The organism is Nonomuraea corallina, from assembly GCF_027620315.1.
Lineage (GTDB): Bacteria > Actinomycetota > Actinomycetes > Streptosporangiales > Streptosporangiaceae > Nonomuraea > Nonomuraea corallina.
On the sequence record NZ_JAPNNL010000052.1, the window covers coordinates 1 to 13,853 of the forward strand.

Genomic DNA, 13,853 nt, shown 5'->3' on the forward strand with positions numbered 1-13,853 from the left:
GGCCCCGAGCTTGTGCTCGGGGCCTTTCCGCATTTACGGGGTCGGCCTTGATCCCAGGGCCCTTGCTGCGTTTCACGTCGGCCTCGAACGATGCCGACGTCGGGCCGTGTCGTCAGCGGCGACCGCACGTGCAACGCCCCACACGCCCCACACGCCGCCACGCAGCCGTCCATATGGAGAGCATCGTGGCCGAGCGAGCAGGCCGGATTCCGGCGGCGGCTCAGGCCGGTGTGCGGGGTTTGTGCGGGGGATGCGAGGGTGGCCGGGCACGGTGGTCCTCATGAGCGTAGAGAACATGAACAATGCCGTCATCGCCATCACCCGATTCAAGGCCAAGCCGGAGGACGCCGAGGAGGTGAAGGCCAAGCACGCCACGCTCGCGTCCACGGTGCGGGCCGCCGTTCCGGGGCTGGAGGAGGCGAGGCTGGGGCGGGCCGAGGACGGAGTCTGGATCGGTGTCTGGCGGTGGGACTCGCAGGAGAGCCTGCGGAAAGCGCAGGAACTGGCTCACTCCCTGCCGGAGGCCACGGCGGCGTTCGCCCTGGCGTCCGACGTCACGGCGGAGACCGCGGAACTGGTCCAGGAATCCTGACCCCGGACGAGCCCTCACCCCTTCTCCAGAGGTGAGGGCTCGTCGGGCCTCTGATAGCGCTGCGTCTCCCGCGGGGTCCCTATATAGAGGTGTGGCGGCGGGCCTGGCTGGGCGAAGATGGCAAGGTGATCGTGACGTGTTACGGCGGACCCCGGGATCTCCGGGCCATGCAGGAGCTCACCGGACGGATCTGGACGCCGCGGGCTCGCTGGCACGCGGGGGATCTGGCCTGGGGGCGGTTCCAGCACACGGGGCGGGAGTCGGAGTGGCCCACGATGCTGTGGCGGGCCGAGCGGCGGACGCTGGCCTGGGGCTGGGTCGAGCTGCCCGGCTACCTCAACCTGGCCGTCGATCCGGATCACGCCGGGCTGGCCCACGACGTGCTGCGCTGGTTCGAGGAGCTGGTGCCGGCGGGGGAGCGCCAGGTCGAGGTGTCCAGCGGGGAGCCACATCTGATCAGCGCGTTGGAGGAGCGCGGGTACGCGCGGGTGAAGGACGGGCCGTTCTTCGTGGGGATGGTACGGGACCTGGACGATCTGCCCGAGCCGGCGCCGCCTGCCGGGTTCCGGCTCCAAGCGGTGCGTGACGTGGCGGGCCGGGTGGCGGCTCACCGCGCGGCCTTTCACCCGTCGCGCGTCACCGAAGAGAGCTACGCGGCCGTACGCGCTGCCTGGCCGTACCGTGCAGAGCTCGACTGGTGCGCACTCGCCCCCGACGGCAGTACGGTCGCCTACTGCCTGATCTGGCTCGACGACCGCCAGGTGGCGCTGATCGAGCCGACCGGCACGGTGCCGGCGCATCGGGGCAAGGGGCTGGCCAGGGCGGTGTGCCTGGCGGCGCTGCGCGCGGCGCGGGCGGCCGGCGCCAAGCAGGCCGTGGTGGCCCCGCGAGGCGACGACGGCTATCCCGTCCCGGCGCGTCTTTACAGCAGACTCGGGTTCCGCGACACTGCCAGGAGCCTGCGCTTCACTCACTGATATCCAATCGTGACTGCCCGCCTTGTGATAACCACTGGGGTAAGGGCAGGCCAGGGAGTCAGGAGGGAGGACGGATCTGCATGGTGCCGGAGACGATGGTGACGGCGTGGCCCGCGAGGTGCACGCGGTCACCGGCGAGGGTCACGCGCACCAGCCCGCCCCGCTCCGACAGTTGCGCGCCGACGAGTGTCGCGCGGCCGAGCTTCGCCGTCCAGTACGGCGACAGAGCGCAGTGCGCCGAGCCCGTCACCGGGTCTTCCGGCACACCGACGTTCGGCGCGAAGAACCGCGAGACGAAGTCCGTCTCCGTTCCCCGAGCGGTGACGATGACGCCGCGTGCCCCGACCGCCGCCAGGGCGTCGATGTCGGGCCGCAGGGTGCTCACCGTCTCCGCCGAATCGACTTCGACCAGCAGGTCGAGGTTCACCTTCGAGACGTGTACGGGGGTGACTCCGAGCGCCTTTTCCAATCCTTCGGGCGCTGTGGTGGGGGTCACTTCCTTGGCCGGAAAATCCATCTCGATCATCCCGTCCGGGTGGCGATTCACCGTGAGTGTTCCGCCGGCCGTGGCGAATTCCACCGGGCCCTGCGCCGCGCCCGTCGAATACAGGACGTGCGCCGTGGCGAGGGTGGCGTGCCCGCACAGCGTGACCTCCACCTTCGGCGTGAACCAGCGCAGCGAATCTCCCAGGAGGAAGGCGGTCTCCGAGAGCTTCAGCTCGGCCGCGACCGCCTGCATCCACGCGTCGGGCACCCGGTCCTCCAGCAGGCACACACCTGCGGGATTACCCTGGAAAGCTCTGTCGGTGAAGGCGTCTACGATGAACAAGCGCATCAACCGATGCTATAGGGGCCTGATATCGGGATGAAACCAGGACGCTAGCCGTACAAAATGGAATTAGTGCTGGGCGTGTCGCATGGCGAACGCGGAATCGTCGGTTACCGTCCAATGTGTCGGGACGTGCCGATTGCGGTGAGTTCCTGAGGAAAGGACAAGCCGATGGGGGCAGTGCGTAAGGTTGCGGGTTACCTTGGCCTGGGTGGGGATGATCAGTACGACGAGGCTTACGACGACGACGGGCAGTACGAAGAGGAGTACATGCCCGCCACGGAGAGGGCGGCGCGCCGCTGGCGCTCCACCATCGAGTCGTCGCGGATCGTGATGGTCCAGCCGCTCAAGTACAACGACGCCCCGTTGATCGGCCAGTACTTCCGTGAGGGCCAGACGGTGATCATGGACGTGACGGGCATGGCGATGCCGGAGGCGACGCGGATGGTCGACTTCGCCGCCGGTCTGGCCTACGGCTGTGAGGGGCGGATCGAGCGCATCGCCGACCGCGTCTTCCTGCTGGCGCCCGCCCACGTCGAGATCGAGACCACCTAGCCCGCGCCGGGCCACGTGCCGGCGCGGGAGGGCGGGGCCCGCGCAGCGCGTGCATGACCACGATCTGATCCACCACGGACCATGAGGCGAGAGCCGGGGCCGTGGTGGATCAGCTTTATGAGGGCGGGTTCAGGCGGCTCGGGGGCCGCGGCGGATCAGGCGGGTGAGGTCGGCGGCGTCCTCGGCGGCCTGCTTGGCACGGCCTTCGGCCTCGCGGGCGTAGGCGTGCAGGGCCCACACCGCGCCGTCGGCCAGCTCTCGCAGCTCGTTCACCTGCGCTGTCACGTACGCCGCGTCGGATCTCACGCGTTCGCGGCGCTGCCAGAGCAGCCATCCGGCCAGCCCGAGCAGCGCCGCCCCCGCGGCGGCCACGAGTGGGTGGGTCAGGAAGGCGGCCACGAGGCAGACGAGCCCGCCGAGGACCAGCAGCCCCGCCGTCCACGGCGGGCGGGGCGGGGTCAGGGCGGCGGCGGTGATGGCCGCTTCCGCGATGGCCATGGACTCCTCGTCAGGGCCTTCGGGGCGGAGCTCGACGCGGTGGCCGAGCAGCGACACGGTGACCGTCGGCGGCGGCTCCAGCCTGCTGTCGTACTCCAGCTCCTCGGCGACGCCGCGCAGGATGGGCGCCGCGACGTGCAGGGCGATCGCCGTCAGATGGGGGTCGGCGCCGGGGCGCAGGTCGTCGAGCAGGTGGGAGCCGAGCGAGGCCTGCGGGCCTGACGGCCCGCTCAGCCCGATCATGGCGCGCAGCACCGCGAGCGGCTCGTCCTCGGCCCAGGCGGTGGCGGGCGCGGCGCCGGAGTTGGCGAGCGGGGCGGCGGAGCTCTGGTCGGACTGGCGGGCCGAGGTGATCTCCTCGCAGCGGGCCCGAAGCCGGGCCAGCCGGGCGGCGGCCTGGGCGGGCCTGGCCAGCTCGGGGATCTCCGCCATCTCGGGGAAGTCGACGAGCGAGGCGGGCACCACCACAGACGGCTCGCCCGGCAGCAGCGCCTGCACCCACTGGCGCGGGTCGGCGTGCTCCTGCACGGCGAGCGCGTCGAGCTTGCGCAGCACGAAGATCTTGCCGGCCGGGCCGTAGGCGCCCCGGGCGGCGGCCAGCCAGAGCGCCCGCTGCCCGTGGGTGACGGGCCGGTCGAGCGACAGGTCGCCGAAGGCGGTGCCGAGCCAGGAGGCGTGGATGCGGCTGCCGTGGCCGGCGACGGCCAGCGCCAGGCAGAGGAACACCGCGGTCTGCTGCTGGTCGCGCCCGGCCGCTCTGCTCAGCGGCTCCAACGGGTCCTCACCGGCGAGGATGGCCACCAGCGCTTGGACGGCGGGCGGCAGCCAGTGGCCCGGGATGTCGGTGAAGCCGGGTGGTGCGGGGGGCGCGCTCCCGTCGGCGGCCAGATGCGCCAGCAACGCCTCGGCGTAGCGCCGTAGCTCGGTCGCTGCCTGGGGGCTCGCAGTCAGGTCCATGCTCAAAGCAGAGAACTCCCCCTGTCGGCCTCAGTTCATGACCGCGTAAAGCCTAACCCGCGAGACGCGCCTCCGAGGTGGAGGCGCGCCATGACGGAACGGGGGAGTTTGATCAAATGGCCTGTTACATGCGCTCGGGCACGGGGACGCCCAGAAGGTCGAGCCCCGTCTCCAGCACCCGCAGCGTCAGCGCGCAGAGCGCCAGCCGGCGGGCGCTGGTCTCGGGGTCGACGCCCTCCTTGGTGACCGGGCACTCCTCGTAGAAGGTGCTGAACAGGCTGGCCGTCTCGAACAGGAACGCGCACAGCCGGTGCGGCTCCGACAGGGTCGCGACCTGCTCCACCGTCTCGCCGAAGCCGAGCAGGTGGAGGCCGAGCGCGCGTTCGGCCGGCTCGCCCAGCACGATCGGGCCGGTGGTCTCCTCGGGGGAGCGGCCCGCCTTGCGGAAGATGGACCGGATCCGGGCGGTCGCGTACTGCATGTAGGGGCCGGTGTTGCCGGTGAAGCCCAGCATGCGGTCGAAGTCGAAGACGTACTCGCTGTCGTGGTTGACCGACAGGTCGGCGTACTTCACCGCGCCCATGCCCACGGAGTGGGTGATCGCCTCGCGGGTGACCTCGTCGTAGCCGCGGTCGGCGATGGCGGCCGAGGCCCGGTCGATCGCCTCCTGCAGCAGGTCCATCAGCTTGACGGACTCGCCCGAGCGGGTCTTGAACCGGCGGCCGTCCTTGCCCAGCATCATGCCGATCTGCACGTGCTCGGCCGAGACCGTGTCGGGCAGCCAGCCCGCGAGCCTGGCCGCGGCGAACACCATGCGGAAGTGGAGCGCCTGGTCGGCGCCGACCACGTAGAGGATGCGGTCGGCCTTGAGGTCGTGGACGCGGTAGCGAATGGCGGCCATGTCGGTGGAGGCGTAGCCGTAGCCGCCGTCGCTCTTCCTGACGATGAGCGGCAGCGGCTTGTCGTCGGAGCCGGTGAAGCCCGGCGGGAACACGCAGAGCGCGCCCTCGCTGATCGTGGCGACGCCGGCCGCCTCCAGGTCCTGGCAGGTCTTCTCCAGCATCGGGTTGTACATGCTCTCGCCGGCGAGGTCGGCGTCGGTCAGGGTGACCCCGAGCATGGAGTAGACCTTGTTGAAGTAGCGCACGGTCGCGTCCATGAAGACGTGCCAGAGCCGCATGGTCTCCGGGTCGCCCGACTGGAGCGTCGTCACCCGGACGCGGGAGCGCTGCTTGAACGACTCGTCGCCGTCGAACTTGGCGCGGGCCGCCTGATAGTACTCAGTCCCCTGGCCGGCTTCGAGCTGCGCGACCGCGGCCTCCTCGCCGATGTCGAGAAGGTGCTCGATGAGCATGCCGAACGGGGTGCCCCAGTCGCCCAGGTGATTCTGCCTGATGACGTGGTTGCCGAGGTGCTCGTGCACGCGGGCCAGGCAGTCGCCGACGATGGTCGTGCGGAGGTGGCCGACGTGCATCTCCTTGGCGGCGTTGGGCGCCGAGTAGTCGATGACGACGGTCTGCGCGGGGGCGATCGTGGCGACGCCGGAGCGCGGGTCCTTGTAGACGAGGGTCGCCTCGGACGCGATCCACCCGTCGTCGAGCGTGATGTTGAGGAAGCCCGGGCCGCTGACCTCGACGGTGCCGGGGAAGTCGGACAGCTCGGCCCTGATCGCCTCGGCGACCTCCCGCGGGGCTCGTCGCAGCCGCTTGGCCAGGCTCATCGCGACGTTCGCCTGGAAGTCGGCGAACTGGGAGGGCCGGATCAGCGGATCTGCGTCGGCGTGCTCGGCTCCGAACGCGGACGCCAGCGCCTGCTGGACGCGCTCGGCGAGCACTTTCTGCGGGTCGGTCATGCCCTAAGCGTACCGGCGACCTTGACTCCGGCACTGATGACGGCGGAGGCCACGAGGGCGATCCCGATGGCGATCAGCCCGTCGCGCGGGTCGCCGAGCGTCAGCTCGAAGAGCCGCCGCACGTACGGGGTCGCCAGCGCCAGCGCGAACAGCCCGGCCATGGCCGCGACCAGCGTCACCCGCCACCGGTTGAGCGGCCTGGCGACCAGCACGAGCACCCACCAGGTGGTGAGGAAGAGCGCGAGCACGGCCGCCGTCCGGCTCTCCTCCAGGGTGCCGCCGTCCGCGGCCAGGAACGCCAGCAGCACCGCGCAGGCGGAGATCACCCCGGCCGGGACGGCGAGCCTGAGCACCCGGGGCACGAACCCCGGCCGGGCGCGCTCCAGCGTCGGCGCGAGCGCCAGGAAGAGGGCGGGCAGGCCGATGGTGACGGCGTTCACCAGGGTCGAGTGGCGGGGCGTGAACGGGAACATCATCCCCGCGACCCCGGTCGCCAGCGACAGCACGATCGCGTAGAACGTCTTGGTGAGGAACAGCCCGGCCACCCGCTCGATGTTGGCCAGGACCCTGCGGCCCTCGTTCACCACGTGCGGGAGCGCCGCGAACCGGTTGTCGAGCAGCACGACCTGGGCGACCGCCTTGGTGGCGGGGCTGCCGTCGCCCATCGCGATGCCGAGGTCGGCCTCCTTGAGCGCGAGCACGTCGTTGACGCCGTCGCCGGTCATCGCGACGGTGTGGCCGCGCCCGCGCAGCGCGGTGACGAAAAGCCGTTTCTGCCGGGGGCTGACCCGGCCGAAGACGGTGGCGGCGTCGAGCGCCCGGCCGAGGGCCTCCTCGTCCTCCGGGAGCGTGCGGGCGTCGACGGCGCGGTCGGCGCCGGGCACGCCCAGCGCGGCGGCGATCGCCGACACCGAGCGGGGGTCGTCGCCGGAGATGATCTTCAAGGCGACGTTCTGGCGGGCGAAGTAGGCCAGGGTCTCGCGCGCGTCCGGCCGGACGCGCTGATCGAGCGTGACGAGCGCCACCGGCTCGACGTCCCCGATGAGCCCCGGCCATCCGGCCCGCATGCCCGTACGGGCGTCCGCGGGCACGTCGGGGTCCGGGAGCCGGTCCGTACGGCACAGGACCAGGACGCGGACCCCGGTGGCGGACAGGTCGGCGGCCTGGGCGCACTCCGGCGCGGACGGATCGAGCAGCACGTCGGGGGCGCCGAGCAGCCAGACCCCGTGCGGGCCGAAGTCGGCGCCGCTCCACTTGCGATCGGACGAGAACGGGACCGTCGCGAGCGGGCGCCAGCCCGGCGCGGGGAAGTGGTCCGCGATCGCGCGGGCGGTGGCGTTGGGGTGGCTGTCGGCGGCGGTCAGGGAGGCGAGGGCGTCGGCCACCGGGCGGCCCTCGCGCAGCGGCAGCACCCGGTCCACCGTCATCCCGCCGGCGGTGAGGGTGCCCGTCTTGTCCAGGCAGAGCACGTCCACCCTGGCCAGGCCCTCGACCGCGGGCAGCTCCTGCACCAGGCACCGGTGGCGGGCCAGCCGGACCACGCCCACGGCGAAGGCGATCGAGGTGGTCAGCACCAGACCCTCGGGGATCATGGTGACGATGCCGGCGACCGCGCCGGTGATGGCGGTGGCGAAGTCGGCGGAGTTGTTCAGCTGGCTGTAGGTGAGCAGGGCGCCGATCGGGATGACCAGCCAGGTGATGTAGCGGATGAACCGGGCGACGCCGTCGCGCAGCTCGGAGGGCGCGAGGTGGAACCGGCTCGCCTCCTCGGCCAGCCGGGCCGCGTAGGCGTCGACGCCGACGGCGGTGGCCCGGAACAGGCCCGTCCCCGCCACGGCGAAGCTGCCCGACAGCACCGGGTCGCCCGGCTCCTTGCGGACCGGGTCGGACTCGCCGGTCAGCAGCGACTCGTCCACCTCCAGCCCGTCGGCGGCGACGACCTCCCCGTCGACCGGCAGCGCGTCACCGGGGCCGAGCGCGACCAGGTCGCCGAGCACCACCTGGTGAGGGGGCAGGCGCCGCTCCGCGCCGTCGCGGCGGACCGTCACCGGGCTCTCGCCGACCACGGCCAGCCGGTCCAGCGCGCGTTTGGCCCGCAGCTCCTGGATGACGCCGATCAGCACGTTCGCCACCATGATCAGGCCGAACACGCCGTCCTGCCACTCGCCGAAGATCAGGATGAGCGCCCACAGGACGCCGATGACGAGGTTGAACAGCGTGAGGACGTTCGCCCTGACGATGGCGCCGAGAGAGCGGCTGGTCCGCCGCGGCACCACGTTCGGCCGCGCCCGCGCCGCCTCCCCGGACGTGAGCCCGTCCAGCGACATGACTCCGTCCACCCGACCCCCCCGCCCGACCGCCGCGTCGATCGCGCCCTCTGTCCCCGGTGGGCGGATCCGCATCACCCTACGGGCTTTCAGCGTGATCTGTGCGCGGTTATCCGTTCGCCGATCCTCGCCACCAACCCGCCCGCCGACAGATCGGCCGCGAGCCGGCAGGCGGCGCTGACGCCTGGGGCCCTGGTCGAGCCGTGCGCGATGACGACGGTGCCGTTGAGCCCGAGCAGCACCGCGCCGCCGTACGCCTCGGCGTCGAGCCGGCCGCTCAGCTCGCGCAGCCGCGAGCGTTGCAGGAACGCGCCGAGCTTGGCCACCCGGCTCTCCTCGACAGTCCGCCTCAGCTCGTCGAACGCGTAGCGGACGGCGCCCTCCATGGTCTTGAGCGCCACGTTGCCGGTGAACCCGTCGGTGACGATCACGTCGGCCCGGCCCGTCAGCAGGTCGTAGCCCTCGACGTTGCCGGTGAAGCGGAGCGACGGGGCGGCGCCGAGCAGCTCGTGGGCGCGGCGTACGAGCTTGTTGCCCTTCTCCGCCTCGCTGCCGATCGTGAGCAGGCCCACCCGGGGCTCGGTGATCCCGAAGGCCAGCTCGGCGTACGCGGCGCCGAGGTGGCCGAACTGCACCAGGACCTCCGGCTTGACCTCGGCGGTGGCGCCGGCGTCCAGGAGCAGCGTGGGCCGCGGCCGGGTGGGCAGCGCGACCGCGATGGCCGGGCGCAGCACCCCCGGCTGGGCCTTGAGCCGCAGCTTGCCGGTGGCCACGATGCCGGCGGTCGAGCCGGCGGACACCACGGCCGACACGTCGCCGCGGCGCAGCAGGTGGCAGGCGACCGCGATGCTGGAGCGGGGCCGGCGCAGGCTGGCCAGCGCGCCCTCGTCCATCGCGAGCGCCTCCTCGGCGCGCACGATGGGGATCTCCAGGGCGGCGTCGTGCTCGGCGAGCGACTCGTACAGCACGCGCGGCGAGCCGACCAGGACGACCTGCAGTCCTCGCTCGCGCACGGCGTGCACGGCGCCCGCCACGATGGCGTGGGGCGCGTGGTCGCCGCCCATGGCGTCGACCGCGATCGGCCTGCTGTCTGGCACTTTTCACCTCGTACGGCGGTTGGCGTGGCCGTCCGGATGGTACGCAAGGCCGTCCACCAGGCTAACCGGCGGGCCGGAGTGGACGGTTCGGGCCACCACGACCTTGTTCCCACGGAGGATCGGCACGCGATATGTCGCGGATGTGAAGCTCCCAAGTAGCTCAGAGCCGGGCCTGAACCATAGCCGCGGGCCGCCTACCCTCGGTATAAGAGCCGTAGACGCGCGACAGGGGCGTGAGGTTTACATCCGATCGAACAAAAAAGGATGGGAAAGGCCTAGTGATCTTGAACCAAACAGGCACCCGACGCTTCAAGGCGTACACCTCCAAGCACCTCGACGAGCTTCTGCGGCGCGCGGGACTCGACGACGGGGAGAGACTGAAAGTGCGGGCCGTCGCGACGGTCCTGCCTTTCCGGACGAACGCCTATGTCGTCGATGAGCTCATAGATTGGTCGGCGGCGCCCCACGACCCGATGTACCGCCTGGTCTTCCCGCAGGCCGACATGCTGCCCGAGGCCGACGTGGCGCGACTGGCGGATCTGCTCAAGGCCGAGTCGCCCAACGCGGAGGTCCAGGCGGAGGCCGCCAGGGTCCGCGCGCAGCTCAACCCGCATCCGGCCGGTCAGATGGAGCTCAACGTGCCGCGCATGGGAGAGGAGCCGGTGCCCGGGATGCAGCACAAGTATCCCGAGACCGTGCTGTTCTTCCCCAAGCAAGGGCAGACCTGTCACGCCTACTGCACGTACTGCTTCAGGTGGGCGCAGTTCGTCGGTGACGCCGACCTCAAGTTCGCCTCCGACGACATCGGCCAGCTGGTCGCCTACCTGCGCCAGCACCCCGAGGTCACCAGCGTGCTCATCACCGGCGGCGACGCCATGATCATGGGTGAGCCGGTGATCCGGCGCTACCTGGAGCCGCTGCTGGAGCTGGAGCAGCTCGAGTCCATCCGGATCGGCACCAAGGCGCTGGCCTACTGGCCGCAGCGGTTCGTCAGCGACCCGGACGCCGACGCCACGCTCGGCCTGTTCGAGGAGGTCGTGCGGGCCGGGAAGAACCTCGCCTTCATGGCCCACTTCTCGCACCCGCGCGAGCTGGAGTCGCCGCTGGTCGAGTCCGCGGTGCGGCGGATCATCGGCAGCGGGGCGACGATCCGCACCCAGGCGCCGCTCATCAGGTCCATCAACGACGAACCGGCCGTGTGGTCGGCCATGTGGCGGCGGCAGCACCGGATGGGGATGATCCCGTACTACCTGTTCGTCGAGCGCGACACCGGTCCGCAGGACTACTTCGCGGTCCCGCTCGGCCGGGCCTACGAGATCTTCAGGGACGCGTACGCGAGTGTCTCCGGGCTCTGCAGGACCGTGCGCGGGCCGTCCATGTCGGCGACGCCGGGCAAGGTGTGCGTCGACGGGGTCACCGAGATCGCCGGGCAGCGGGTGTTCGTGCTGCACTTCATCCAGGCGCGTGACCCCGCACTGGTCGGGCGGCCGTTCTTCGCGCACTACGACCCGGCGGCCGTCTGGCTGACGGATCTGCGGCCGGCCTTCGCCGACGTCTTCCCGTTCCAGGCGGCCCCGGCGCGGGTCTGAGGCGGGCCGCCGCAAGCGGGAAATCCGCGCCCCCGGCCCGCGGCCTTCGTGTGTCCCGAAAATCCTCTCCCGGGCCGGGACGGCGTGCTCATGGAACGCCGGAAGCGTCCATGGAATATCCGCTCCAGCTTTATCTATTTCCTGATTTGTCTCCCTGTGCGTGACCCTTTGCCCGCTCGGTAACTTACCCACCAAGCCCTTGTCACGCTGGCTTTTAGCGGCTCACCCGAGACCGTCCGCGGTGGTAGAACTGCACCCGTAGCTCAGCCGCGGACGGCGCGCTTCGTGCGGTGCCCATAGCGTGTACGCCACGGCATTCGGGGGTTATCGATTCGCAATTCCCATGCGTTCAGAAGCGATCGATCACGAGCCGGGAAGGCAAAACATGAAACGTGTAGTGAAAACGGCGGTCGCCGTGACGGCATTCGGACTGGCGGCGCTCGCCGTGCCGGCGCAGGCCGACGCCGGGCACGCGGCCTCGGCCGCCGCCCGCGACCTCGGCGGCGACAACCCGCTCGGCGGCCTGCTGGGCGGGCTGACGAACGGCGGCCTGCTCAACGGAGCGGGCAACGGCCTGCTGGGCGGCCTGCTCAACAGCGCCGCCCCCCAGCCTGCCGGAGCCCCGTCCGGCCCGCGGCTCCAGCCGGGGACCGACAGGCTGGCCGAGTCCGAGCCGCTGAGCGGCCGCGCCTCGTCGCGCCGGCCCGCGCTGCGGAACGGCCCGATCGAGCCGCCACCCGCGGAGGTGCTCCACGGCACCTTCACCTCGGTCTCCCACCTGGTCGAGGGCGCGCTCGGCACCGCCATGTCGCCGCTGTCGGCCACCCGGTCCATGACCGGCGACACCCGGACCACGAACAGCGCCACCCGGAGCACGGACACCACCAGCCGGACCATGGACACCACCACGCGGACCATGGACACCACCTCGCGGACCGTGGACACCGCCACCCGTACCGTGGACACCGCCACCCGTACCGTGGACACCGCCACCCGCGCGCTCAGCGGCGGCGCCACGGCGACGGACAGCGTGATGGCGGTGTCGCGCGCCACCCGGTACGCGCTTCCGCGTCAGTCCGCCAACGGCCGGCTGGCGCCACTCGTCGGCCACCTGGTGCCCACCGAGCTGGCGCCGCCGCTGGACACGCTGCCCGGCACCACCCAGGTCGCTTCCATTGACGAGATCGCCCCGCTCGTCGAAGATGCGGCCGCCGTGGTGTCCACCAACGGCGTGGAGGCCACCAGCGCTTACACCGACACCGTCAACTCCCTGGGCTGGGCCACGGCCGCCCTGACCAGCACGGTGCGGGACCCCTGGCACCAGTACTGACCCGCCCGCGGACCCGAGCTCCGCGCCCTCGAAGCATCCCGAGCCCCGCAGCCCGCGGGCGCTCACGCCCGGGACTCCTTCCCCGCCGCGTTCGTCGGCGCCGCCCAAGACTGCAGGGCGGCGGCGCCCCGGCCCCGGCACCCGCCGCCGCCCCAGTCCAGGGGCCGGCGGCGGTCCCGTTTCCGCGCTCTATCCAGGCAGGCGGACGCCCGTGCGACGGGCGATCTGGGCCTGCAGCCTGGCCATCTGCCAGTGCAGCTCAAGCACCTGCTCGGCCAGCTGCATCGTGGGTATCTCGGTCACATCCTCGGTGGCCAGGTGGTCGATAGCGGCAGAAAGCTCACCCATCGCGTCCCCCCACTCCATCACCGTTCGTACGCTCGAACCAACGTTCGAATCGTAGCGAACGGGGGCCTCATCTGTCAGGTTCTTCCCCTCCGCCGCGCGTCTCCCGCCGTCGAAGATCACCTGTGCACATCACCCTGAAGATCCAACCTCAAGGTCAAAGACTCAAGGTCAACTTCCTTTTGGGAACCCCCTCGGGCCGGGCACCGTGATGCGTGCCTGCGGCCCGCTGCGCTCGCCGTAGCCCAGGTCAAGATCCAACCTCGGAGCCGGGCGTGTGCCACTGGGCCGCTGCGGCGTGTCGTGAAGCGGCTTGCCGGCCGACCGGTACCGGGTTCCCAGGCTCAATTCCAGCTTGGTACAGGGGGTTGGGCGCCTCCGGTTGTCTCGCAATCGTTATCCCAGCGGGCCTGCAGTCCGCCTCGCATGCGCGGAAGAGGGCCCTGATCCGGGCAGCACAGGGGAGTTCGGCCTGACATCGGAGCCGGTCGCGCACGACGCCCGAGCGCTGATCGGACAAGGTCGCGCGGAGCACTCCGAGCACGGCATGCATGCGATCACAGGGGGCGCCCACGGCGCCGACGGGAGGCGGTCCGATAGGGCGCCGAGTACGGGTCGGACGCGGCCTCGTACGGCGTCCTGGGCGTGGTTCGAGGGGTCTGGTGTGGCGTTGGGGGGTGTGGGTCGTGGCGCTCAGCCGGGGAGGTCGGGCGTGGCTGTGGAACTCACGAGGGCTACGGCGAGCGCAGCGGGCCGCAGGCACGCATCGCGGCGCCCGGCCCGAGGGGGTTCCCCAAAAAGAAGTTGACCTTGAGTCTTTGACCTTGAGTCTTTGACCTTGAGTCTTTGACCTTGAAGGTTTTGATCTTGAGTTTTGACCCTGAGGGATTCGGACGTCGGGCCGG

At 71.2% G+C, this 13,853-nt stretch carries 11 protein-coding genes; 5 read left to right on the forward strand and 6 right to left on the reverse strand.

All coding sequences use genetic code 11. From position 1 onward, the window contains the following. Nucleotides 1-280: 280 nt before the first annotated feature. The gene (locus tag OUY22_RS15490) at nucleotides 281-592 is read left to right on the forward strand and encodes an antibiotic biosynthesis monooxygenase (protein WP_270155657.1); all 312 of its coding nucleotides are present in this window, start codon (nucleotides 281-283) and stop codon (nucleotides 590-592) included. Between the two features lie 167 nt (nucleotides 593-759). Then, nucleotides 760-1,569: a GNAT family N-acetyltransferase gene (locus tag OUY22_RS15495; RefSeq protein WP_270155658.1), complete on the forward strand. Its 810-nt coding sequence runs from the start codon at nucleotides 760-762 to the stop codon at nucleotides 1,567-1,569. Nucleotides 1,570-1,627: 58 nt separating this feature from the next. On the opposite strand, the gene OUY22_RS15500 is transcribed toward OUY22_RS15495, so the two are convergent. Continuing rightward, nucleotides 1,628-2,404 (reverse strand): PhzF family phenazine biosynthesis protein, encoded by a 777-nt coding sequence (locus tag OUY22_RS15500; protein WP_270155659.1) that lies wholly within the window; start codon nucleotides 2,402-2,404, stop codon nucleotides 1,628-1,630. Between the two features lie 165 nt (nucleotides 2,405-2,569). Here OUY22_RS15500 and OUY22_RS15505 point away from each other — a divergent pair, with 165 nt between their 5' ends. Continuing rightward, entirely contained in the window at nucleotides 2,570-2,953 is a 384-nt protein-coding gene (locus tag OUY22_RS15505; RefSeq protein WP_270155660.1) for a cell division protein SepF, read from the forward strand. Between the two features lie 129 nt (nucleotides 2,954-3,082). Here the strand turns inward: OUY22_RS15505 and OUY22_RS15510 are convergent, their stop codons facing one another. The 4 genes from OUY22_RS15510 to plsX form a co-directional block, all read right to left on the reverse strand. Further along, on the reverse strand, nucleotides 3,083-4,408 hold the full coding sequence (locus OUY22_RS15510) for a hypothetical protein (protein WP_270155661.1): 1,326 nt from the start codon (nucleotides 4,406-4,408) through the stop codon (nucleotides 3,083-3,085). Nucleotides 4,409-4,532: 124 nt separating this feature from the next. Then, nucleotides 4,533-6,260: an arginine--tRNA ligase gene (gene argS, locus OUY22_RS15515; protein ID WP_270155662.1), complete on the reverse strand. Its 1,728-nt coding sequence runs from the start codon at nucleotides 6,258-6,260 to the stop codon at nucleotides 4,533-4,535. Then, entirely contained in the window at nucleotides 6,257-8,599 is a 2,343-nt protein-coding gene (locus tag OUY22_RS15520; RefSeq protein WP_270155664.1) for an HAD-IC family P-type ATPase, read from the reverse strand. The genes argS and OUY22_RS15520 overlap by 4 nt, the downstream gene beginning before the upstream one ends. A gap of 77 nt (nucleotides 8,600-8,676) precedes the next feature. Continuing rightward, the gene (gene plsX / locus OUY22_RS15525) at nucleotides 8,677-9,651 is read right to left on the reverse strand and encodes a phosphate acyltransferase PlsX (protein WP_408638166.1); all 975 of its coding nucleotides are present in this window, start codon (nucleotides 9,649-9,651) and stop codon (nucleotides 8,677-8,679) included. A 311-nt stretch (nucleotides 9,652-9,962) separates the two neighbouring features. On the opposite strand from plsX, the gene OUY22_RS15530 reads away from it, so the two are divergent. Both OUY22_RS15530 and OUY22_RS15535 read left to right on the forward strand, forming a co-directional pair. Further along, complete coding sequence (locus tag OUY22_RS15530) at nucleotides 9,963-11,273, forward strand: KamA family radical SAM protein (RefSeq protein WP_270155666.1); 1,311 nt, start codon at nucleotides 9,963-9,965, stop codon at nucleotides 11,271-11,273. A 415-nt stretch (nucleotides 11,274-11,688) separates the two neighbouring features. After that, the gene (locus OUY22_RS15535) at nucleotides 11,689-12,603 is read left to right on the forward strand and encodes a hypothetical protein (RefSeq protein ID WP_270155667.1); all 915 of its coding nucleotides are present in this window, start codon (nucleotides 11,689-11,691) and stop codon (nucleotides 12,601-12,603) included. Between the two features lie 189 nt (nucleotides 12,604-12,792). On the opposite strand, the gene OUY22_RS15540 is transcribed toward OUY22_RS15535, so the two are convergent. After that, nucleotides 12,793-13,071: a hypothetical protein gene (locus OUY22_RS15540; protein ID WP_270155668.1), complete on the reverse strand. Its 279-nt coding sequence runs from the start codon at nucleotides 13,069-13,071 to the stop codon at nucleotides 12,793-12,795. Nucleotides 13,072-13,853: the final 782 nt, after the last annotated feature.

What these genes read in the sequence shown, in the direction of transcription:
- OUY22_RS15505 (WP_270155660.1), top strand. Translation starts at nt 2,570, where the DNA reads ATGGGGGCAGTGCGTAAGGTTGCGGGTTACCTTGGCCTGGGTGGGGAT.
- OUY22_RS15500 (WP_270155659.1), bottom strand. Translation starts at nt 2,404, where the DNA reads ATGCGCTTGTTCATCGTAGACGCCTTCACCGACAGAGCTTTCCAGGGT.
- OUY22_RS15495 (WP_270155658.1), top strand. Translation starts at nt 760, where the DNA reads ATGCAGGAGCTCACCGGACGGATCTGGACGCCGCGGGCTCGCTGGCAC.
- plsX (WP_408638166.1), bottom strand. Translation starts at nt 9,651, where the DNA reads ATGGGCGGCGACCACGCGCCCCACGCCATCGTGGCGGGCGCCGTGCAC.
- OUY22_RS15510 (WP_270155661.1), bottom strand. Translation starts at nt 4,408, where the DNA reads ATGGACCTGACTGCGAGCCCCCAGGCAGCGACCGAGCTACGGCGCTAC.
- argS (WP_270155662.1), bottom strand. Translation starts at nt 6,260, where the DNA reads ATGACCGACCCGCAGAAAGTGCTCGCCGAGCGCGTCCAGCAGGCGCTG.
- OUY22_RS15490 (WP_270155657.1), top strand. Translation starts at nt 281, where the DNA reads ATGAGCGTAGAGAACATGAACAATGCCGTCATCGCCATCACCCGATTC.